At 74.1% G+C, this 20,583-nt stretch carries 16 protein-coding genes, 1 tRNA gene and 1 pseudogene; 7 read left to right on the top strand and 11 right to left on the bottom strand.

Annotation, left to right across the window (positions count from 1 at the left end):
- Positions 1–117: 117 nt before the first annotated feature.
- On the bottom strand, positions 118–2,163 hold the full coding sequence (locus tag OG982_RS16565) for an FUSC family protein (RefSeq protein WP_266786055.1): 2,046 nt from the start codon (positions 2,161–2,163) through the stop codon (positions 118–120).
- 126 nt (positions 2,164–2,289) lie between these two features.
- On the opposite strand from OG982_RS16565, the gene tatA reads away from it, so the two are divergent.
- Positions 2,290–2,484 carry a Sec-independent protein translocase subunit TatA gene (tatA, locus tag OG982_RS16560; RefSeq protein ID WP_266786057.1) on the top strand — a complete coding sequence of 65 codons (195 nt, stop codon included), beginning with the start codon at positions 2,290–2,292 and terminating at the stop codon, positions 2,482–2,484.
- 33 nt (positions 2,485–2,517) lie between these two features.
- On the opposite strand, the gene OG982_RS16555 is transcribed toward tatA, so the two are convergent.
- Both OG982_RS16555 and OG982_RS16550 read right to left on the bottom strand, forming a co-directional pair.
- A complete protein-coding gene (locus OG982_RS16555; RefSeq protein WP_266948799.1) occupies positions 2,518–3,777 on the bottom strand; it encodes a DUF2786 domain-containing protein in 1,260 nt (419 codons plus the stop codon).
- A 5-nt stretch (positions 3,778–3,782) separates the two neighbouring features.
- Positions 3,783–4,214, bottom strand: coding sequence for a helix-turn-helix domain-containing protein (locus OG982_RS16550; protein ID WP_266786061.1), 432 nt, complete (start codon positions 4,212–4,214; stop codon positions 3,783–3,785).
- Between the two features lie 118 nt (positions 4,215–4,332).
- On the opposite strand from OG982_RS16550, the gene OG982_RS16545 reads away from it, so the two are divergent.
- A complete protein-coding gene (locus OG982_RS16545; RefSeq protein ID WP_266948797.1) occupies positions 4,333–5,163 on the top strand; it encodes an NAD(P)H-binding protein in 831 nt (276 codons plus the stop codon).
- A 441-nt stretch (positions 5,164–5,604) separates the two neighbouring features.
- Positions 5,605–7,308 carry a bifunctional 3'-5' exonuclease/DNA polymerase gene (locus OG982_RS16540; RefSeq protein ID WP_266786065.1) on the top strand — a complete coding sequence of 568 codons (1,704 nt, stop codon included), beginning with the start codon at positions 5,605–5,607 and terminating at the stop codon, positions 7,306–7,308.
- A gap of 43 nt (positions 7,309–7,351) precedes the next feature.
- Here OG982_RS16540 and OG982_RS16535 read toward each other — a convergent pair whose 3' ends face one another.
- From OG982_RS16535 to OG982_RS16520, 4 genes are all read right to left on the bottom strand, one after another.
- On the bottom strand, positions 7,352–8,620 hold the full coding sequence (locus OG982_RS16535) for a hypothetical protein (protein WP_266948795.1): 1,269 nt from the start codon (positions 8,618–8,620) through the stop codon (positions 7,352–7,354).
- A 130-nt stretch (positions 8,621–8,750) separates the two neighbouring features.
- On the bottom strand, positions 8,751–9,269 hold the full coding sequence (locus OG982_RS16530) for a SigE family RNA polymerase sigma factor (RefSeq protein ID WP_266948794.1): 519 nt from the start codon (positions 9,267–9,269) through the stop codon (positions 8,751–8,753).
- 122 nt (positions 9,270–9,391) lie between these two features.
- The gene (locus OG982_RS16525; protein WP_266786071.1) at positions 9,392–9,865 is read right to left on the bottom strand and encodes a GNAT family N-acetyltransferase; all 474 of its coding nucleotides are present in this window, start codon (positions 9,863–9,865) and stop codon (positions 9,392–9,394) included.
- A gap of 28 nt (positions 9,866–9,893) precedes the next feature.
- Positions 9,894–11,123, bottom strand: coding sequence for a serine hydrolase (locus OG982_RS16520; protein WP_266948793.1), 1,230 nt, complete (start codon positions 11,121–11,123; stop codon positions 9,894–9,896).
- Positions 11,124–11,361: 238 nt separating this feature from the next.
- Between OG982_RS16520 and OG982_RS16515 the strand changes: the two genes are divergently transcribed.
- Both OG982_RS16515 and OG982_RS16510 read left to right on the top strand, forming a co-directional pair.
- Entirely contained in the window at positions 11,362–11,826 is a 465-nt protein-coding gene (locus tag OG982_RS16515) for a hypothetical protein (RefSeq protein ID WP_266786075.1), read from the top strand.
- Between the two features lie 7 nt (positions 11,827–11,833).
- Positions 11,834–12,043, top strand: a complete 210-nt coding sequence (locus tag OG982_RS16510) for a hypothetical protein (RefSeq protein ID WP_266948791.1) — start codon at positions 11,834–11,836, stop codon at positions 12,041–12,043.
- 238 nt (positions 12,044–12,281) lie between these two features.
- Here the strand turns inward: OG982_RS16510 and OG982_RS16505 are convergent.
- Positions 12,282–12,355, bottom strand: a tRNA-Thr gene (locus tag OG982_RS16505).
- A 230-nt stretch (positions 12,356–12,585) separates the two neighbouring features.
- On the opposite strand from OG982_RS16505, the pseudogene OG982_RS16500 reads away from it, so the two are divergent.
- A pseudogene (locus OG982_RS16500) lies at positions 12,586–12,843 on the top strand (MFS transporter); the annotation flags it as partial.
- A 58-nt stretch (positions 12,844–12,901) separates the two neighbouring features.
- On the top strand, positions 12,902–14,047 hold the full coding sequence (locus OG982_RS16495; RefSeq protein WP_266948789.1) for an MFS transporter: 1,146 nt from the start codon (positions 12,902–12,904) through the stop codon (positions 14,045–14,047).
- 21 nt (positions 14,048–14,068) lie between these two features.
- On the opposite strand, the gene OG982_RS16490 is transcribed toward OG982_RS16495, so the two are convergent.
- The 3 genes from OG982_RS16490 to tmk all read right to left on the bottom strand — a co-directional run bounded on the left by OG982_RS16490 (position 14,069) and on the right by tmk (position 20,402).
- Positions 14,069–15,640, bottom strand: a complete 1,572-nt coding sequence (locus OG982_RS16490) for an alpha/beta hydrolase (RefSeq protein ID WP_266948788.1) — start codon at positions 15,638–15,640, stop codon at positions 14,069–14,071.
- 219 nt (positions 15,641–15,859) lie between these two features.
- Positions 15,860–17,071 (bottom strand): DNA polymerase III subunit delta', encoded by a 1,212-nt coding sequence (locus tag OG982_RS16485; protein ID WP_266786100.1) that lies wholly within the window; start codon positions 17,069–17,071, stop codon positions 15,860–15,862.
- A 67-nt stretch (positions 17,072–17,138) separates the two neighbouring features.
- Positions 17,139–20,402 carry a dTMP kinase gene (tmk, locus tag OG982_RS16480; RefSeq protein ID WP_266786102.1) on the bottom strand — a complete coding sequence of 1,088 codons (3,264 nt, stop codon included), beginning with the start codon at positions 20,400–20,402 and terminating at the stop codon, positions 17,139–17,141.
- Between the last annotated feature and the right edge of the window lie 181 nt (positions 20,403–20,583).

Raw genomic sequence — 20,583 nt, 5'->3', positions numbered from 1 at the left:
GTGGTCCACAGGAAGCCCCCGATAGTGCAGATGTCAACTCCACCGGATCATAGCTGTGTTCATAAGCGCATGCATGGGCAGATGCACGTGCACGCGCAGTGGTCCCTTGATCACAGTTCAGGGGCGCAGCGCCTCGGAGACCTCGTCCAGCGCGTCCAGCAGCTGCCCGGCGGCTCCCCGCAACACCCCTGCCTGCGGGGCGTCCCAGCTGGTCAGAAGGGTGCGGACGGTGTCCCACTCGGGTACCCGGCGCTCCCGCACGGCCTTCGCCGCCGCCTCCGTCGAGCTCCGCAGAGCCTCCGCGAGCGCGGCCGCGCCCGGCACCGGGGCCTGGCTCCGGTCCGGGACGTGGGCCTCCAGCAGCATGGCGTTGCGGCCCAGCGCGGCCACGGCGTCACCCGCGCCGTCGGCGGCGGCCCGGGACAGCCCGCGGTGGCGCACCGGCTCCCCGGCGGCCCGGTCCAGGGTCTCCTGCCAGGCGATCCGGGCGTCCCGGGTGGCCAGCAGCGCCGCCCGCACATCGGCCGGGCGGGCCCCGGCCGGGTCGGCGTACTGGCCGAGCACGGCCGCCGCGTACCGCCCGACGGCGGCGAGCCAGTCGGCCAGCCGGTTCCGCAGCCGCGGGGTCTCCCAGGCCGGGTAGACGGCGTACGCGAGCATCGCGAGCAGCCCGCCGACCAGCGTGAGGGCGACGCGGTCGGGCACGGTCTGGTCCCAGCGCACCCCGCCCATGCCGAGCAGGAAGACGACGTACGCGGAGACGAAGACCTGCGCGACGGCGTACCCGGTGCGCATCAGCACGTACATCAGCCCCGCGCTGACCACCGCGAGGAGGCCCGACAGGTACATCCCCGGCTGGGCGAGCTGCACGATCGCGGTCGCGACCGCGACCCCGACCAGCGTCCCGCCGAAGCGGGCGACGGCCCGCGCGTAGGTCTGGGTGAAGTCGGGCCGCATCACCATCACGCAGGCCATCGGGGCCCAGTAGCCGTGCCCGAACGGCAGCGCCTGCCCGATCAGGTAGCCCGCCGAGGCCGCCGCCGTGAGCCGCACCGCGTGCCGCAGCACGGGCGACCCCGGGCGCAGTTCGGCCCGTACCGCCCTCAGGACCACCGGCACCAGCGCCCGCAGGGGCGGCCGCAGCATCGACGCCTGCGGATCCGCCGTGCGGCCGGACCCGGGCTCGGCCGTCTCCAGTACGTCGTCCAGCAGGGCGGCGAGCCGACGCGCGGCCCGCAGCGCCGGGCCGGTGAGGACATCGCCCAGGTCCGGCGCCTTCAGCACGGCCAGCGAGGGCCCGGGCAGCCGTACCGGCTCGCCCTGACGGATCGCCCGCGCGGCGGCGTCCAGGACCTCCGCCGCCGCGGCCAGCAGTTCCCGCGCCCGGTCGCGGGCCGGCCCCTCGGCGGGCGCCCCGACCGCGGGATCGGCGAGCGAGGCCAACACCGGACGGATCCGCTCCGCGAGCCCCCGCGCCCCGTGCAGCTCGGCGGGCCGCCGCCGGGCCTGGCGCACCGTCACGGCGGCGGCGTCCCGCGCCTTCATCAGGGGCTGCGGGTCGAAGGGCGCGACGGGGTCCTGCCGCAGCCGCCGGGCGTAGTCGGCCTCCCCGGCGAGCGCGTCGGCGAGGGCGTCGCGGTGGGCGCCCCAGCGGCGGATCGGGAACAGCACGATGAGCAGCGCCTGGACCACCCCGCCGGCGGCGATCATCGCGGCGTGCCCGGCGGCCTGGGGCACGGAGGTCGGCAGGGTGACGGTGACGAGCATGATCGCGACGTTGCCGGAGGCGATGATCCCGGCGGTGGCCCCCGCGGCCCACATCAGGCCCGCGAGGAAGGTCCAGACGGCGAGCAGGGCGAGGAACAGCGCGGTGTTCGAGGCGCCGACGAGGTAGCCGGCGAAGGTGGACACCGCCAGCGTCAGCCCGGAGGAGAGGGCGAGCACCGGACGCGGGCGCCAGCTCGGCTGGAAGGTCGCGATCGCGGCCATGAAGGCACCGAACGCTGAACTGGCGGCGGCGCCGGGCCCGAGGAGTGCGAGCCCGGCGGCGATGACGAGCGCGAGGCCGACGGTCGCGCGCAGGGCGATGAGGGGTTCCAGAGGCGTGCGCTCGATCGCCATGCCCGTGCGGACGGTGTGCTTCAGCGCCCGCGTCCAGCTCATGGGGACGAGGGTAAGGCCTCGGGCCCGTTTCAGGACTTCTTCAGATTTGTCCTGGTCCGGTCGAGGGGGTTCGATGGGCCCGCCGGCCTCCTTGGCCGTGCGGGTCCATGGAAGGTGGGTACGCGCATGCTCCGGAACGCCCTCGAACCCTGGCACCTGGCGATACTGCTGATCGTCTGCCTGCTGGTGTTCGGCTCGAAGAAGCTCCCCGAGATGGCCCGCGGGGTCGGCAAGTCCCTGCGCATCCTGAAGGCGGAGACGCGGGCGCTGCGCGGCGAACAGGACGCCGATCCGGAACCGACGAAGTCCGGGCGCGACTAGTGCTGTGACCGGGAAGGTTTGCCGGTCACAGCACTAGCGGGGCAGGGGGTTCCGCTTGCTGCCCATGTGGGCGCGGTCGGCGGCTGCCGTGCCGTCCTCCCAGCCCGCGTGGTCGGTGGCGCCGCGCAGCCGGGTGGTGGTGGTCCGCGGAAACATCTCGTCCGCCCGCGAGCCGACCGCGACGTCGCGGGCGATCAGGGCGGGCAGGTTGTCCGGGGCCTCGGTCGCGGTGTTCTCAGCCGCCTCCGCGAGCCGCTGGCCGAGCCGGCTGGCGTAGGCGAGCAGGAAGGACTGCCGGAAGGTCTTGGTCCGCTTGCGCCCGCCGGAGCGCTGGGCGGCCTCGGCGCGGGTCATGGCGGCGGTGCCCTGCACGAGCAGCGAGGTGTAGAGCAGCTCGACGGCCTCCAGATCGCTCTCGAACCCCACCACCGTGGAGAACTCGAAGGCGCCGTTCCACACTGCCCGGCAGCGGTTCGCGGTGGCCACCGCGTCCAGCAGCACCGCCTTGGCCTCCTCGTACGGCGGCTCGACGCCGATCCGGCAGGCCCCGGGCACCTGGGCCGGTCCCTTGCCGCTCGCCGCGAGCAGCGCCTCGTCGACGGTGTGCCGGGCCATCAGCTCCTGCGCCTTGGCGCTGAGCGCCTCCGCCTCCTCCGGGAAGTTGGTCGCCTCGGCCTTCGCGAGCAGCGCGCGGATCCGGCCGAGCATGCGCGGCTCGATGTGCGCGTGCTCCAGGGCGTCGCCGGCGGGGTCGCCGGGAACCGGACCCACCGGTTCGATGGAGGGCAGCCTGATCAGCAGCCGCAACACCTCCAGCAGTGCGGTCGCCAGACTGAACCGGTCCGCCTTCTCACGCGCCGCGAGCCGCTCCCCGTAGGCGCCGTCGCCGTGTCCGTCCTTGGCGCCGTTGCCGCCCTTGCCGCCATTCCCGTCCCTGGCGTCCTTGCCGCCGCGTCCGTCCCTGGCGTCCTTGGCATCCGTCCACCAGACCTCGGCGTCGGTCCAGCGCTCGGGCAGCCGGGCGTAGCGGCGCGCCTCGCCGGCGATCAGGTCGCCGGCGATCCGTATGTGCCGCTCATCGAGGTCCCGCCGCACCAGCCGCAGTACGTCCGCCGGCTGCCAGCCCCGCTCCCAGGCCTGCCGTACGTACGCCTCCCCGCGCGCCAGCAGCTCCCGCGCGACCTCGCCCCACCGGCCGGGATCGGCGGCGAGCAGCGAGGCGCCGGTGTCCAGCCCGGTGTCGTCCTGGGCGTAGAGGGCGGCGGCGAAGGCGCGGTCGACGGTGTCTTTCACGCCTCTCAGCTTGGCATGTCCGCCGTGGCGTCCCATGCGCGGCGGGCTGCCTCGATCTGCGGGCGGTGGACGAGGGACCAGTCGGCGAGGCCCTTGATCAGGTGGGTGAGGCTGTGGCCGAGCGGGGTCAGCTCGTACTCCACCTGGGGCGGGACGGTCGGGTACACGGTGCGCGAGACCAGCCCGTCGCGCTCCAGGCGGCGGACGGTGAGGGTGAGCATGCGCTGCGAGATGCCGGTGGAGATGCCGTCCACGGCGCGCTGGAGCTCCTTGAACCGATGGACGCCGGCCGCCAGCTGGACGACGACGAGGACCGACCACTTGTCGCCGATCCGGTCGAGGACGTCGCGGATCCCGCAGTCGTCGTCGCACGAGATGACGGCCGACGCCTGGTCGGTGACCCGGGTGCCGGTTACCCCGGTGTGCCCTGCTGACATGAAAGTGCCTCCTTACGCGCCGCGCGCCCCCGGCACACGATGTCCCTGACCACTCTGACCCACTCTGACCATCCGGCTCTCCCTGATCACCAACAGCCGTCAGCGCGAAGGACTTCCCGTGCCCACACCCACCCCCACCCCCACGCTCATGCTGACCGGCGCCTCGGGCGGACTCGGCTCGCTGATCGCGGCGCGCCTGGCGGGCCGGCCCGACGTACGGATCGGCACGCGTCGGCCGGACGGCCCCGACCAGGTCCGGGTGGACTTCGACGCGCCCGGCACGCTGGACTTCGCGGGGGTGGACGTCCTGCTGCTGATCTCCGCCGGGTACGGGGAGGACGACCAGGTCATCGCCCGCCACGGGGCGGTGATCGCGGCGGCCGAGCGGGACGGGGTGGGACACGTCGTCTACACCAGCCTGACGGAGGCCGGGGACCACCTCCCGTACGCGCTCCCGCACCGCTGGACGGAACGCCGGCTGCGGGATTCGACGGTGCCGGCGTGGACCGTCCTGCGCAACGGGCTCTACGCGGAACTCCTCGCGGGGCTCGCCGCCCCCGGGCCGGACGGGCGGATCACCGCGCCGCTGGGCGAGGGCCGGCTGGCGGCGGTGGCCCGCGAGGACCTGGCGGAGGTGGCGGTACGGGTGTCCCTCGACGCCGGGGCCCATGCCGGGCGGGTGTACGAACTGGTCGGCGAGCGCGCCCTGAGCGGCGCGGACCTCGCGGGGGCGACGGGCGCCGCCTACGCCCCCGCCGCTCTCGGCCCGACCCGCGAAGCCTTGGCCGCCGCCTCCGGCGCGGCGCCGTTCCAGGTCCCGATGCTGATCGGCACGTACTCGGCCATAGCGGCAGGCTTCCTCGCCGCTACGGACCAGGGCACCCTCTCCACCCTCCTGGCCCGCCCGCCGCTCGACGCCCTCACGGTCTACGCGAACGCCCTCCCCTGACCCGCGGGCGGGGCCGGCGGTATCCGCCCAACGGCACGGGGGTCCGCTGCGCCACCCCCGCCCTCGCCCGCGCCTACCCGTCCCGGGTCCCATACCCGGACGGCACAACCCCGCCGGCAACCCCTGCCCCGCCGGCCATCCCAGCCCGCCAGCCATCCCAGCCCCGCCGGCGGTTGAGGCGCGGGGGTCCGGGGGCCGGCCCCCGGCAGCGGCTCCGCACCGGCACACGAACACCGGCACAGCCCAGCCGCGCCGGGCGCCCAACCACCCCGGCCGGGAAACCCCAGCCCCGCCGGCGGTTGAGGCGCGGGTGCACGGGGGGCGGCCCCCGGCAGCGGCGCCGCGCCCCGCGGCCACCGCCCGCACACCGGCGGGAAATGCCGCCCCGCCAGCGGTGGAGGCGGCGCCGGGATGTCAGTGGCCGGTGGGAGACTCGCACCCATGAGCGACCCCGCCGCCCGCTGGGCCCTCGCCGAGGACGGCGACGGCTGGTGGCACGCTGCCCCGGTAAGCGGCGGAGACGGCCGCGCCGCCCAGGCGGCCCGCCACCGCGACCCCGCCGACGCGGTCGCCACCGCACCCCCCGGCACCCGCTGGATCTGGCGCTCCACCCCCGCCGTGTACCCCCGCCTCCTCGCCTCCGGCGTGACCGTCGAGCGCTGCTACGACATCGAGAACGCCGAACTCCTCCTGCTCCGCCACGAAGGCCGCTTCGGCGAACCCCGCTCCGCCGCCGCCGCATGGGCCCGCCTCACCGGCGCCCCCGTCCCGCCCGACCCCCCGCAGCGCGCCGCCGAGCCCGGCACCCAGGACTCCCTCTTCGACCCCCGCCCCACACCCCTCCCCCTCGACGCCCTGCTCGCCGTCTACGCCGACCAGGCCGCCCGCCACACCCGTACCGCCCACCCCGACCGCATGCGCCTGCTGACCGCCTCCGAGTCGGCCGCCTTCCTCGTCGCCGCCGAAATGCACCGCGCCGGCCTCCCCTGGCGGGCCGACGTCCACCGCGCCCTGCTCACCGAACTGCTCGGCGAGCGCTACGCCGGCGGCGGCCAGCCGCGCCGCCTCGCGGAGCTCGCCGACCGGATCTCCGACGCGTTCGGCCGCCGCGTCCGCCCCGAACTCCCCGCCGACGTCATCAAGGCGTTCGCCGAAGCCGGCATCAAGCTCAAGTCCACCCGCCGCTGGGAGATCCAGGAACTCGACCACCCGGCCGTGGAACCCCTCGTCGAGTTCAAGAAGCTGTACCGGATCTACACCGCGCACGGCTGGTCCTGGCTCGCCGACTGGGTCCACGACGGCCGTTTCCGCCCCGAGTTCATCCCCGCCGGCACCCTCACCGGCCGCTGGGTCACCAACGGCGGCGGGGCCCTGCAGATCCCCAAGGTGATCCGCAGGGCCGTCGTCGCCGACCCCGGCTGGCGGCTCGTCGTCGCCGACGCCGACCAGATGGAGCCCCGCGTCCTCGCCGCGATCTCCCGCGACCCCGCCTTCATGGAGGTCGCCGGCCGCCCGGAGGACCTCTACACCGCCATCTCCCGCCAAGGCTTCGCCGGTGACCGGGACATGGCCAAGATCGCCGTCCTCGGCGCCGTCTACGGACAGACCTCCGGCGACGGCCTCAAGAACCTGGCCGCGCTGCGCCGCCGCTTCCCGCAGGCCGTCGCCTACGTCGACGAAGCCGCCAAGGCCGGCGAGGAGGGCCGCCTCGTACGGACCTGGCTGGGCCGCACCTGCCCGCCACCGGCCGCCTCCGAGCACGGCGACACCGACGGCGAGGCCGGAATCCCCCAGTCCGCCCCGCAGGAGCGCGAGGACGCCTGGACCCCCAGCTACGCCTCTTCCAACACCCGCGCCCGCGGCAGGTTCACCCGTAACTTCGTCGTCCAGGGCAGCGCCGCCGACTGGGCGCTGCTCCTGCTCGCGGCCCTGCGCCAGGCCATCGCCGCCGCCGGGATGCGGGCCGAGCTGGTGTTCTTCCAGCACGACGAGGTGATCGTGCACTGCCCCGCCGAGGAGGCCGAGGCCGTCGCCGAGGCCATCCGCGCCGCCGGGGACCGGGCCGGCCGCATCGCCTTCGGCGACACCCCGGTCCGGTTCCCCTTCACCACCGCGATCGTGGAGTGCTACGCCGACGCCAAGTGAGACCTCACCGACCCCACCCGCCCCGCGCGCCCCGCGCGCCCCGTCAGCCGAACCACTTCGGGTCGAGCGCCATCGCCCTGAGCTGCTCGAGCGTCAGGATGGGCTCCTTCCGCGTCGCCGGCTTGTTCTGGTTGGCGGTGTTGAAGGCGGAGATCACCACCCGACGGCCGTCCGGGCGCAGCGTGTCGACCGACCACCAGACCACGCCCTGGCCGCCCTTCTCACCGGGCTGCTTCTTCTCCAGCACCTTGGTGCCGTCGGGCAGGACGTCGCTGCCGCCCATGTGACCCCCGAGCGTGTCCCCCATGTTCGCCTGCACGTTCACCTGCACGAGCGACTTGCCCTTGCCGTCGTCGAGCACGATGTAGGCGTAGTCGTTCTCGCCGCCCTTGGAGACGGCCTTGATCCCGTTCTCCTTCGGCACCAGGGATTCCAGTACGAGGCGCGCGTCGGCCCCGGCGGGGGCCGGGCCGGACGTCTGCTCCTCGGGCGGGGCGGCCGGCAGGTCCTTCAGCGCCGGGTGCCACAGCGGCGAGTCGACGAAGGCCTTGAGCTGCGCCGGGCTCAGCGGCGGAGCGGGCCGCGAGACCTTCGCGTCCTTCTCCGCCGGGGCGTTCCACTCCATGGCCTCGACCTGGAAGCCCTGCTTGGTCACCAGCGTGGCCCGCCACAGCTTCGTGTCCACGCGGCGGTCGGGGTACTCGTACCCCTGGAAGATCATGACCTTCGAGCCGTCCGCGAGCGTCTCGCTCGTGCAGTCGTCGTAGTCCAGCGTGTCCTTGTCGGGGCATTCGAGCCCGTCCGCCGTGCTCCGCCCGTTCGGGTCGGTACGCGAGAGGCTGACGCCGATCGCCGCCTTGCCCTTGCCGTCGTCGTAGACGCCGCTGACGCTCGGGCCCACCACGTCGCCGGTTCCCCGCGCCTTGGTGCCGGACACCTTCCCTCCGGGCAGCAGCTGCTTGAGTACGGTGACCAGCTGCTCGGCGGAGACCGCCCCGCTGCCCATCCGCGACCGCGCGCCGCCGGCCGCCGGCGCCGTCGTCGGACCGCTCGACACCTCCGGCGGCGTGGCGACGTTCACCTGCCCGGCACCGCCAGAGCCGCCCGGGCCGTCGAACAGCCCGCCGGTGTAGGCGCCGCCCGTACCGATCACCGCCAGGGCCAGCACCGACCCGCCGACCACGGCCGCCCGCCGACGCGCCACCAGCCGGCGTCCGCGCTGCTCGCCGGCGTCCACGAGGGCTTGCCCGTCAGTGGTGAATCCGTCCCCCGCGTGCCGGAGGGCATTGCCGAGCTCATCTTCAAAGGGCATGGGGAACCAGACCTTCCACGTCACGGGGTAAGAAAAAGAAGGAGAGGGAACGGCGCGCTCAACAACTCAACGGCCCAACGACTCAACTACTCAGCCACTCGGCCACTCGGCCACTCGGCAACGCATCGGCTCAACGCTCGGCGAACTCGGCCAGGCTGCAGCCCAGTTGCTCCCGCAGCCGTGCCAGCGCCCGGGTGGTGCGGGTCCGTACGGCCGCCGAGCTGGCGTTCATCGCGTCGGCGGTCTCCTCGACGCTGCGGTCCTCCCAGTACCGCAGCACCAGCACCGCCCGGTCTTTGGGCGCCAGCCGCCCCAGGGCGTCCAACAGCGTGATCCGCAGCGCCGCGTCGCCGCCGCCAGCCGCCGCGCCCGCGTCGGGGAACTCCCCGACCGGGCTCTCCCCCGCCGACCGGCGCCGACGGTGGGTCAGGAAGGCCCGTACCAGCACCTTCTGCGCGTAGGCCGCCGGATTGTCGATCCGGGAGATCCGCCCCCAGAGCAGGTACATCCGCCCGAGGGTCTCCTGGACGAGGTCCTCCGCGAGGTGGGTGTCCCCGCTGGTCAGCAGGCAGGCCGATCGGTACAGGTGCCCCGACCGCGCCGCCGCGAACTCACGGAACCCTGATCTGTCTCCGCGACCCTGCCGCATGAACTCCCCCTCGCGTACGCCTCACCCCACTGACGCGACGAGGACGGGAGAATGTTTCACCCCGACCGCATCATCGGCTGCTTCATCGGCTGCTCGGCTGCTCGGCTGCTTCATTGCCTGCCTCATTCCGAAGGCTTCAGCCCGTGGAAGTAGATGTGGAACTCGTCGCGTTCGAAGCCCTCCGCCTCGTACAGCGCCTGCGCGACGTGGTTGTCGTACGCCGTCTCCAGCTGCACGCCCGCCACCCCGGCCGCCCCGGCGCGCCGCAGCACCTCCCTCAGCAGCGCCCGGCCCGCGCCGCTGCGCCGCCCGGGCGGGGCCACGTACAGGTCGGACAAGATCCACATGGGGCGCAGGGCGAGCGACGAGAACGTCCGGTAGACCTGCGCGAACCCGACCGTGCCGGCCCCGGGCGCGTCCGCGAGGAGGACCAGGGACTCGCCGGACCGGATCCGCTCGGCGAGGAACGCGCGGGGGCGGTCCGGGTCCTCGACGGCGACCTCGTAGAAGTCGAGGTAGCCGCGGAACAGGGCGGCCGCCGTGTCGATGTCGTCCTCGTCCGCGGCGCGCATGACGATCTCTGCCTGATTGCTCATGCACGCCATTGTGCGCGGGGGCGCCCGCTCAGCTCGACCCGGGGACCGGCTGGGCGGGCAGCCGGAAGACGTGGTCCGGGGTCACCGTCTTGGTGATGGCCTCGCCGAACAGGGAGCTGGGTTCGGAGCCCTGATGGGAGATGTCGGTGTTGAGCAGCACGACCAGCGTGGCCTTGGGCTCCGGGAGGTAGATGGTCAGCGACTGGTAGCCGGGGAGCGAGCCGTTGTGGCCGATCCAGCCGTCCACGTTGAAGATGCCCAGGCCGTATCCGGTGTCGGGCAGACCCGCGGCGGGGACGACCTTGAGCCGCTGCGCCTGGGTGGCGGGCGTGAGCAGTTCGCCGGTGGCCAGCACCCTGGCCCACTGCTTCAGGTCGTCGAGCCGGGAGATCATCGCACCGGCCGCCCAGCCCCAGGAGGGGTTCCAGTCCGCCGCGTCCTCGACCTTTCCGGTGGCGGTCTGGTTGGTGTAGCCCTGGGAGTGCGGAGTGGGGAACTCCGCGCCCTTGGGGAAGAGGGTGTGGGCCAGTCCCGCCGGCTTGGTGACCTTCTCGTTGACGTAGTCGGCGAGGTTCTGCCCGGTCATCTTCTCGACCACGAGTCCGAGCAGGATCAGGTTGGTGTTGCAGTAGTAGAACTTCGCGCCGGGCTCGAAGAGCACCGGGTGCTTGAAGGAGTAGTCGAGCAGCTCCTGCGGGGTGAAGGGCCGCCGAGGATCGCTGGTCAGGGCCTTGAAGAAGCCTTCGTCCTCGGAGTAGTTGAACAACCCGGAACGCATGCCCGCCAGCTCGCGCAGGGTGATCCGGTCGCCGTTGGGCACGCCCGACACGTACTTCCCGATGGGGTCGTCCAGCCCGACCTTGCCCTCGTCGACGAGCTGGAGCAGGGCCGTCACGGTGAAGGTCTTGGTCTCGCTCCCTATCCGCATGTACATATCGGTGGCTATCGGCGCACGGGTCGCCTTGTCGGCGATGCCGAAGGTCCGCACGTACTCGCCCTTGCCGGGGGCCGACAGCGACACCATCACCCCCGGCACCTTGGCGTCGGCCATCACCTTCTGCACCACCTGGTCCAACTGCCGGGCCACGGCGGGCGTGAGCCGAGGAAACGCGTCGCCTTGCGGGGTCGCGGATACGGAAGGTGAAGCCCCGGGCGTCGGCGCCCCCTCGGACACGTACCCCGCCCCGAACCCCAGGGGCACCACGACCAACCCCACCGCGGCCACCCCGGCCGCGGCCCCACACCACCGTGTACTCATACCCGGCCTCCTGCCACACGCGACCCGGCCCCCACCTCCCCAAGCTATCCCCGCCCCCACCCCCCGGCGACCGCTGCGGCCGGGGTGCCGTGCCCGCAACGCAGCCAGGCCTATCAGCGGGTCAGCATGCACATCAGCTGATCACTCTTCGTAGTGGACGGCGGCGCCGGGGCGCACCCGCGAGCGGCCAGAGCAGCTCTCCGCTCGACAGCCGCACCCCCACCGAAAGCGCACCAGCGTGATCACGAACGTCACGTCCCGCATCGCGGCCGCCGTCGCCGGCGCGGCCGCCTTCGCCCTCTTATCCCCGGCACCCGCCCACGCCACGGCCGCGGGATCGACCCCCGTCGCCACCTTCGACTACCCGATCGGAGGCGTGACCATGAAGGTCCCCACGGGCTGCATGTTCACCCACATCATCCGGGGCGAAGGCCGCAAGATCACCTACCAGAACGCCGGCGTCGACTGCGGCTTCGTCGGCGCCCTCAACGCCGGTTTCTGCAACTGGCGCATCGACTTCACGTACGCGGACACCAACAACAAGACGTACCGCACCTCCAGCGGCAAGACCCACACCGAGTGCGAGATCCACCCGATGCGCAACAACGCGCCGCAGACCCTCCCCCGCTTCGGCAAAGCCTGCGCCCACCTCCACATCAACGGCGTGCGCCGGGTCAGTCAGTGCCACCACATCACAAAGTGAGCCGCACATGAATCGCCCGAACCGCCCGCCCACGAGACTCCGTCACGCCGGCACCGCCGCGTTCCTCGCCGGCGCCCTGACGGCCCTCGCCTTCTTCGCCTTCTTCCCCGGCCTCCCCCACGTCATCGACTGGGGCGCCATCATCGTGTCGCTCGCCATCGGCGCCCTCACCCGCTGGGCCTGGCAACGGACACACCCCGGAACGGACTCCCGGTAGACGAACCGAAACCCATCGGTCGCCAACCCCCGGGCCTCGACGGGCCGGCTGCCGCGCCACCCGCCCCACAGAGGCCGGGCCGCGCCAACACGTCTTACTCGGCGAGCCGTCCGCAGCGCGCGGGGGGCGACGGCCCGCCGATCCAGGCCAACGCCAGGCCGGAGCACGGCGGCGGCGCAGTATCCCGGAAATAGCAAAAGCCCCAGGTCACGGCGAGTGAGTCCTGGGGCTTCTACAGAGCCGCCTTCGGGATTCGAACCCGAGACCTACGCATTACGAGTGCGTTGCTCTGGCCAACTGAGCTAAGGCGGCGCCGCTGCGGAGACACGTCTTCCGGGTGAGGGAGGCGCTCATCAGCAGCGGCGCCAAGTCTACAGGGTGAATCGGGGTGCCCCGAACCGGGTTGTGCGAGGGGTGGAAATGCGTCGCATACTGGGGCAGATGTGCCCTATCGGGCACGTTGTGGTGCTGTGCGCCCCCGAAGGGATGCCGTGGCCCGAGCCGTGGATGACGCAGGCAGTGCCGGGGGCGGGCGTTGGGCGATGCTCGCCGTGTTGTGCGCGAGTCTGCTGCTGGTGGCGATGGACGCCACCATCCTGAACGTCGCGCTGCCCTCCCTCATCGATGATCTACAGCCCACCGCGCTCCAGCAGCTCTGGATCATCGACATTTACGGCCTGGTCCTCGGCGGGCTGCTCGTCACCACCGGAGCCGTCGGGGACCGGTACGGCCGCCGGAAGCTGTTCCTCATCGGCTTCGTGCTCTTCGGCGTGGCCTCGGTGGTCGCCGCGACCGCCGGGAGTTCCGCGCAGCTCATCGCCGGGCGCGTGCTCCTCGGCATCGGGGGGGGCCATGGTCATGCCGTCCACGCTCTCGCTGATCCGGAACATCTTCACCGACCCCCGCGAGCGGGCGCGCGCCATCGGCATCTGGGCCGCCGTGGCCGGCGCCGGTGCCGCCATCGGGCCGCTCGTCGGCGGGCTGCTGGTCGAGCGGTACGGCTGGGCCGCGGCCTTCTGGGTCAACGTCCCCGTCGTGGTCGTGACCGTCATCGCCGGCGTCTGGCTGCTGCCCGAGTACAAGGCCGCCGGCAGCCACCCCCTCGACTGGCCCAGCGCCGTGCTCTCCGTCGTCGGCATCGTCGCCCTCGCCTGGGGGATCAAGCACGTGGCCCGGGGCAGCCCGGCCGCCGCCGACCTCGTCATCCTGCTCGTCGCGATCGGGCTCCTCGCCTGGTTCGCCCGGCGGCAGCTGAAGCTCCCCGATCCGCTGCTCGACGTACGGCTCTTTCGGAACCCGCCCTTCACCGCCGCCGCGCTCACCACCCTGATGGCCATGCTCGCCGCCGGCGCCGCGCTGTTCCTGGTGTCGCTGTGGCTCCAGTACGTCCACGGGTACACGCCTTTCGAGGCCGGCCTGCGCACCCTCCCCACCGCGCTCGCGATGCTGGTCAGCTCGCTGCTGGCGCCGGCCCTGATGCACCGCCCCGGCGTGCGCGCCGCCATGGCGCTGGGTCTGGCCGGTCTGGTCGCCGGGTTCGTCCTGCTCGCGCTCGCCCCGCAGCCGACCTCGTACGCCTACGTCGCCGTCTTCCTCATCTCCATCGGGCTCGGCGACGGCCTCGCCGTCACCACCGCCGCCTCCGTGCTCGTCTCCGCGGTCCCGCCCGAGCGAGCCGGGCAGGCCGGCGCCGTGTCCGAGACCTCGTACGAACTGGGCGTGGGCCTCGGCGTCGCGCTGCTCGGGTCCATCCACGGGGCCGCCTACGCCCGGCACATGGCGGGCGCCCCGGCCGGCGCCGCCGAGTCGATCGGGGGCGCGAAGGAACTCGCCGAGCGGCTGCCGGCCGCCGAGGGCATCGCACTGCTGGACCGGGCCCGGGACGCCTTCGACAGCGCCCTGACCACCACCTCGTACGTCTCCATCGCCATCGCGGGCGCGGTGCTGGTGCTCGTGGTGTGGATGGTGCCGAAGGACTTCAAGGCGACCGGGTCAGGGCACTAGCGCGTCACCACAAGCGCGGCGTCAGCACTTCTTGCCGTCCGCCGGGGGCTTGCCCTCCAGCAGGTAGCGGTTGATCGCGCTGTCCACGCATTCGCTGCCGCGCCCGTACGCCGTGTGCCCGTCGCCGTCATACGTGAGCAGGGTGCCAGACTCCAGCTGGCCCGCGAGCGCCTGCGCCCACTTGTACGGGGTCGCCGGGTCCCGCAAGGTGCCCACCACCACGATCGGCGGGGCCCCCTTCGCCGCCAGCGGGCGCGCCTCGCCCGTGGCCTTGACCGGCCAGTACGCGCAGTTCAGCGAGGCCCAGGCGAGCCCCGCGCCGAACGCCGGGGAGGCCTTCTCGAACGACGGCAGGGCCGCGTCGACCGCCGTCGGCCCGCTGAAGGCCGGGGGCTGGTCGATGCAGTTGACGGCGGCGTTCGCGAACATCAGGTTCGCGTACTTGCCGTCCGCGTCCCGCTCGTAATAGCTGTCGGCCAGGCCCAGCAGCCCGGAGCCGTCGCCGTTCATCGCCGCGGTCAGGGCCTCGCGCAACTGCGGCCAGGCGCTCTCGTCGTACAGCGCCGCGATCGCCCCGGTGGTCGCGAGGGACTCGCCCAGCGGGCGGCCCGGCTCGCCGGTGGGCGCGGGCTGGGCGTCGACCTTGCGGAAGAACTCCTTCAGGCGCTGCGTCATCGCGTCCGGACCGCCCTGCCCGAGCGGGCAGTCGGGCTGCTTGGCGCAGTCCTTGGCGAACGAGACGAAGGCCGTCTCGAAGCCCGCCGTCTGGTCCCGGTTCAGTTCGAGCGCCGGACGGGACGGGTCCATCGCCCCGTCGAGGACCAGCCGGCCGACGCGGCCCGGGAAGAGGTCCGCGTACGTCGCGCCGAGGAGGGTGCCGTACGAGGCGCCGACGTATGTCAGCTTCTTGTCGCCCAGCGCCGACCGCAGGATGTCCATGTCGCGGGCGGCGTCGACGGTGGAGACGTGCGGCAGGATCTTCTGCGAGTGCTCCTTGCAGCCCGCCGCGAACTCCTTGAACGCCTCGACCAGCCGCGCCCGCTCCGCCTCGTCGTCCGGCGTCTGGTCCACCTGCGTGAACTTGTCCATCTCCGGCCCGGTCAGGCACTCGACGGGGCTGCTGCGGTCCACCCCGCGCGGGTCGAAGGAGACCATGTCGTAGCGGGCGCGGACGGACGTCGGATAGCCGATGCCCGCGTACGCCTGGAGGTACCCGATGCCGGAGCCCCCCGGTCCGCCCGGGTTGACCACGAGGGAGCCGAGCCGCTCGCCGGGGCCGGTGGCCTGGCGGCGGGATACCGCGATGTCGGTGTCCTGGCCGGAGCCGGGCTTGGCGTAGTCCAGCGGGGCCTTCATGGTGGTGCACTGGAAACCGGGGACACCGCAGTCGCGCCAGCTCAGCTTCTGGTCGTAGTACGGGCGCAGCGCGGCCGGGATCTCGCCGGGCGTGGCGGCCGGGCCGGGAGGCGTGGAGCCGGGTGACGACTCGGCGGCCCGGGATGTCCCCGCACCGCCCGAGGTGCAACCGGAGAGCAGCAGCCCGGCGGCTGCGATCACGGTCCCGGTGGTACGCAGCAGGCGACTGGTGTCCATGCGGCGAGCCTACGGCCTGCCCGCGCCGCCCGCCGGATGGCGTCGGCCCCGGCCGGTGGACCGCCGGCCGGGGCGTGGCCACCGACCCGCGCGGACCGGGCACTGTCCGCCCCCGGACCGCCGGATCACTCGTACGGGTGGACGAGTCAACAGGCGTCGCGGCGCACCGCCCGCCTGGCACGTGCCGGACACCCGCCGGGCAGGGCCGACTGCCGGCGGTCAGCCCGCCCGGAGCGACATGGTCATGGCCTCGACGGCGAGGAGCGGGGCCACGTTCCGGTCGAGGGCGTTCCGGCACGCGATGATCGCCTCGATGCGCCGCAGCGTGCGCTCCGGGCCCGACGCGCGGGCGATCCGGTCGAGGTCCGGCCGTATCTCCTCATTGGCGATGGCCACGGCCGAGCCGAGCTGGAGGGCCAGTACGTCCCGGTAGAACCCGGTCAGGTCGGTCAGCGCCAGGTCGAGGGTGTCGCGCTGGGTCCTGGTCCGGCGGCGCTTCTGCCGGTCCTCCAGCTCCTTCATCACGCCCGCCGTGCCGCGCGGCATCCGCCCGCCGGTGCCGGCGGCGGCGCCGAGGGCGGCCCGCAGCTCCTCGGTCTCCTTGGTGTCGACCTCCTCGGCGACCTGCTTGGCGTCCTCCGCGGCGGCGTCGATCAGCTCCTGCGCGGCCTTGAGGCAGCCGCCCACGTCGTCGACCCGGAGCGGGAGCTTCAGCACGGCGGCCCGGCGGGCCCGCGCCGCCTCGTCGGTGGCGAGCCGGCGCGCCCGGCCGATGTGGCCCTGGGTCGCGCGGGCGGCCGCCTCGGCGACGGCGGGCGCGATGCCGTCGCGCCGGACCAGCACATCGGCGACGGCGGAGACGGGCGGGGTGCGCAGGGTCAGGTGCCGGCAGCGGGAGCGGATGGTGGGCAGCACGTCCTCCAGCGAAGGCGCGCACAGCAGCCACACCGTCCGCGGAGCGGGTTCCTCCACGGCCTTGAGCAGCACGTTGCCGGCGCCCTCGGTGAGCCTGTCGGCGTCCTCCAGGACGATGACCTGCCAGCGCCCGACGGCCGGCGACAGCTGGGCCCGGCGCACCAGGTCGCGGGTCTCCTTCACGCCGATGGACAGCAGGTCGGTGCGGACGATCTCCACATCGGCGTGCGTGCCGATCAGGGTGGTGTGGCAGCCGTCGCAGAACCCGCAGCCCGGTTCACCGCCGAGGGCGCGGTCGGGGCTGGTGCACTGGAGCGCGGCCGCGAAGGCGCGGGCGGCGGTGGACCGCCCGGAGCCGGGCGGTCCGGTGAACAGCCAGGCGTGCGTCATCTTGGACGCGGCGGGCGGAGCCGTCCCGTTCGTGATGGCCGTGACCAGGGCGTCGGCGTCGCGGGCGGCGGCGGCCAGCTGCGTCTGCACCCGCTCCTGACCTACCAGGTCGTCCCATACGGGCATCCCGCCCACCGCCTTTCGCTGTCCGTTCGCCTGCTCACAGTGTGGCGCCCGCCACTGACAATCCCCGTCAGCGGCGGCGGGACCGGCCTTCGCCGTCCTCGTCGCCCCGCAGCGGGCCGAGCAGCTCGTCCGCCAGGGTCGGGAGATCGTCCATCGGGGTCTCCTCGGCCCACGCCGGTCGGGCCCGGCGCGGGCGGCCCTCCTCGGAGACGACCGGGAGCTCGCGGGTCACGTCGTCGCCGGAGTCCCGGAAGATGCCCGGCGGCACCCGGTCGGCCGGGTTCTCCTCCGGGCGCCGGCTGGTCGGCCGCGTGGCGGAGGGCCGCCGTCCGGCCGGGGCGGCGGGCGGCTGCGACGCCGCACGGGCCTCGGGAGCGGCGGGCTCGTCCCCGCCGGCCGGGCGTACGGGCGGGAGCACGGCGGTCTCGTCGGCCGGGCGTACGGGCGGCAGCACCGCCGTCTCGTCCGCCGGGCGGACCGGCGGCAGCACCGCGGTCTCCTCGAAGGACGCCGGATCCACCTTCGGAACCGGGACGGTCTGGGTCTCGTCGTCCGGCCGCACGACCCGCTTGACCGTCCGGGTCTCGACGGTCACGGAGTCGTCCGGAAGCGGGTCCTTGCGCATCTCGACCTTGGGGGCCGGGGCGGGAGCCGCAGCGGGCTCGGCAGCCGGAGCCGGGGCAGGCGCCGCGGCCTGGGCAGCGGCGGCGGCAGCCGCATCGGCGGCGGCCTTCGCCGCAGCCGCGGCCGCCGAGGCCTCCGCCAGCCGGCGCGCCTCCTCGGCCCGCACCAGCGCCTCCTCGGCCCGCCGCTGCTTCTCCAGCCGACGCTCCTCGGCCTCCGCGCGCAGCCGGGCCTCCTCCTCGGCCTGCTTCCGCAGCCGCTCGGCCTCCGCCGCGCGGGCCTTCTCCTCGGCCTCCGCGCGCAGCCGCTCGGCCTCGGCCAGCGCCCTGGCCTCCTCCTCGGCGCGCAGCCGCTCCTCCTCCGCCTTGCGGGCGGCCTCGGCCTCGGCCTTGATCCGGGCCTCCTCGGCCTCACGGGCCAGGCGCGCTTCCTCCTCGGCGCGCAGGCGCTCCTCCTCCGCCTTGCGGGCCGCCTCTTCCTCGGCCTTGCGCTTCGCCGCTTCCTCGGCGAGACGGCGGGCCTCGATCTGCGCGGCCACCTCGGCCTCCGAGAGCGGAAGCATCCGGTCCAGGCGGTGCCGTACGACCGTGGACACCGACTCGGGGTCCTGGCCCGCGTCGACCACCAGGTAGCGCCCGGGGTCGGCGGCGGCCAGCGTCAGGAATCCGGCCCGCACCCGCTGGTGGAACTCCGCCGGCTCCGACTCCAGCCGGTCCGGCGCCTCGGTGAACCGCTCCCGCGCCGCCTCCGGCGACACGTCCAGCAGCACCGTCAGGTTCGGTACGAGCCCGCCGGTGGCCCAGCGCGAGATACGGGCGATCTCGGTCGGGGACAGATCGCGCCCGGCGCCCTGGTAGGCCACCGAGGAGTCGATGTACCGGTCGGAGATGACGACCGCGCCGCGCTCCAGGGCCGGCCGGACGACCGTGTCCACGTGCTCGGCCCGGTCGGCGGCGTACAGCAGCGCCTCGGCGCGGTTCGACAGCCCGGCCGAGGACACGTCGAGCAGGATCGAGCGGAGCCGCTTGCCGACCGGGGTCGCCCCCGGCTCGCGCGTCACGACGACCTCGTGGCCCTTGCCCCGTATCCACTCGGCGAGCGCCTGGACCTGGGTGGACTTGCCGGCCCCGTCGCCGCCCTCCAGGGCGATGAAGAACCCGGCGTCGGAGGCGGCCTGCACCGGCTCCCCGCCGCGCAGCGCCTCGCGCAGATCGCGCCGCAGGGGTACGCCACCGCGGTCGTCGGCCTTGATCAGGACGACCACGGCGACCGGCAGCAGCAGGGCGCCGACCAGCATCAGCGTGAACGCCGCGCCGCCGTGCTCGAAGACGACCTCGTCGCCGCCGAGCCGGTGCGGTCCGATCGCGGCGGCCAGGACGGGGGCGAGGACGGCGCCCACGCCGACGGCCACGCGGACGGCCGCCTGGAGGTGCTCGGTGACCCGGGCCCGGCGGAACTCCTCGGTCTCCTGGTCCAGCAGGGTGTGCCCGGTGTTGGCGGCGACGCCGGCCGCGGTGCCGGCGAGCAGCGACAGGAACAGCACGGTCGCGGTGTCCGGGACCAGCCCGGTCAGCAGCAGCGCCAGCCCGGACACCCCGATGGCGAGGGCCAGCAGCCGGCGCCGGGACAGCGCGGGCAGCACCTTCCCGGCCTGGGTGGCGCGGATGCCGAGGCCGGTGCCGCCGATCAGGGCCAGCACCAGCAGGGCGAAGGTGGCGGGGCCGCCGCCCAGGTCGAAGGCGTGCAGCACGGCGACGGCGGCGGCGGACGCCACGGCTCCGGCGACCGCCGCGCAGGCCAGGACGAGGAGCGGGATGGCTCCCGTACGCCCCTTCTCGGGCCGGTCGCCCGCCTTGGGGGCGCGCAGCCCCTCCAGCGGGGAGCGCGGGCGCGGGGTCTTCGCGCCGGGCAGCACCAGCGGCAGCAGCAGCGAGACGGACGCGGCGAACAACCCGGCGGCCACGTACGAGCCCAGGGCGGCCTGGTTCAGCGCGAACCAGTCCACGCCGAGGCCGAGGGCCTCGCCGACCAGGGTCGCGACGAGCAGCGCGGCGGCCGCGGCGGGCAGCGCCGCGAAGGCGGTACGCAGGTTCAGGCGACGCAGCGCGTCCAGGTGGTCCGGGAGCGGCCGCACGGTCGCCCCCTCCGGCGGCGGCGCGGGCAGCAGCGCGGGCGCCGCGCTCTCCTTGGCCAGGGTCCAGACCCGCTCGGCCGCGCCGGCGACGAACACGGTGGCCAGGAGCGCGGTCAGCGCGTGGGCCGGGATCCAGTCGAGCCAGAGCGGGGCGACCACGAACAGCGCGATGCGGACCCCGTCGGCGCCGACCATCGTCCAGCGGCGGTCGAGCCGGCCGCCGGACTCCTTCGGGGAGAGGAGTTTGGAGAAGGGCCCGAGCAGGACCGCGCCGAAGGTGAGGGTGGCCAGGACGCGCACCCCGAAGACGGCCGCGACGGCGAACGCCCAGCCGCGGTACCCGTCGCCGAAGGCGCCCTCGGAGACGGCCGCCTGGAGTGCGAGCAGCACCAGGACCAGCAGGGCGAGGGCATCACCGATGCCGCTCACCAGCTGGGCGCTCCACAGTCGACGGAGCCTGGGTGTGCGCAGCAAGGCGCGCACCGCTCGCTCGCGGGAGTCCGCGGCTAGGGCTTCGTCGTAGGTGGGGTTCTCGGGGGCGGTCACGACCGTTGGCTGCTCGGCTCGCGTCATCCGCCCAGCCTATCCGCTGTGCTTGGCAGGTGCGGGGGCCTGTGGACAACCCCGGATGTGACCCCGGCCCCATCGCGCCTGCCGGGGGATTCGGGTGCGGCGCCGTTACGGCGGGCTCCGCCCCCGAACGCCCGCGCCTCGAACGCCGGCGGGGCTGATGGAGCCCCGCCGGCGTCGCGGC

It is taken from the genome of Streptomyces sp. NBC_01551, from assembly GCF_026339935.1.
GTDB lineage: Bacteria > Actinomycetota > Actinomycetes > Streptomycetales > Streptomycetaceae > Streptomyces.
This window is presented reverse-complemented; position numbering and strand designations above follow the sequence as displayed.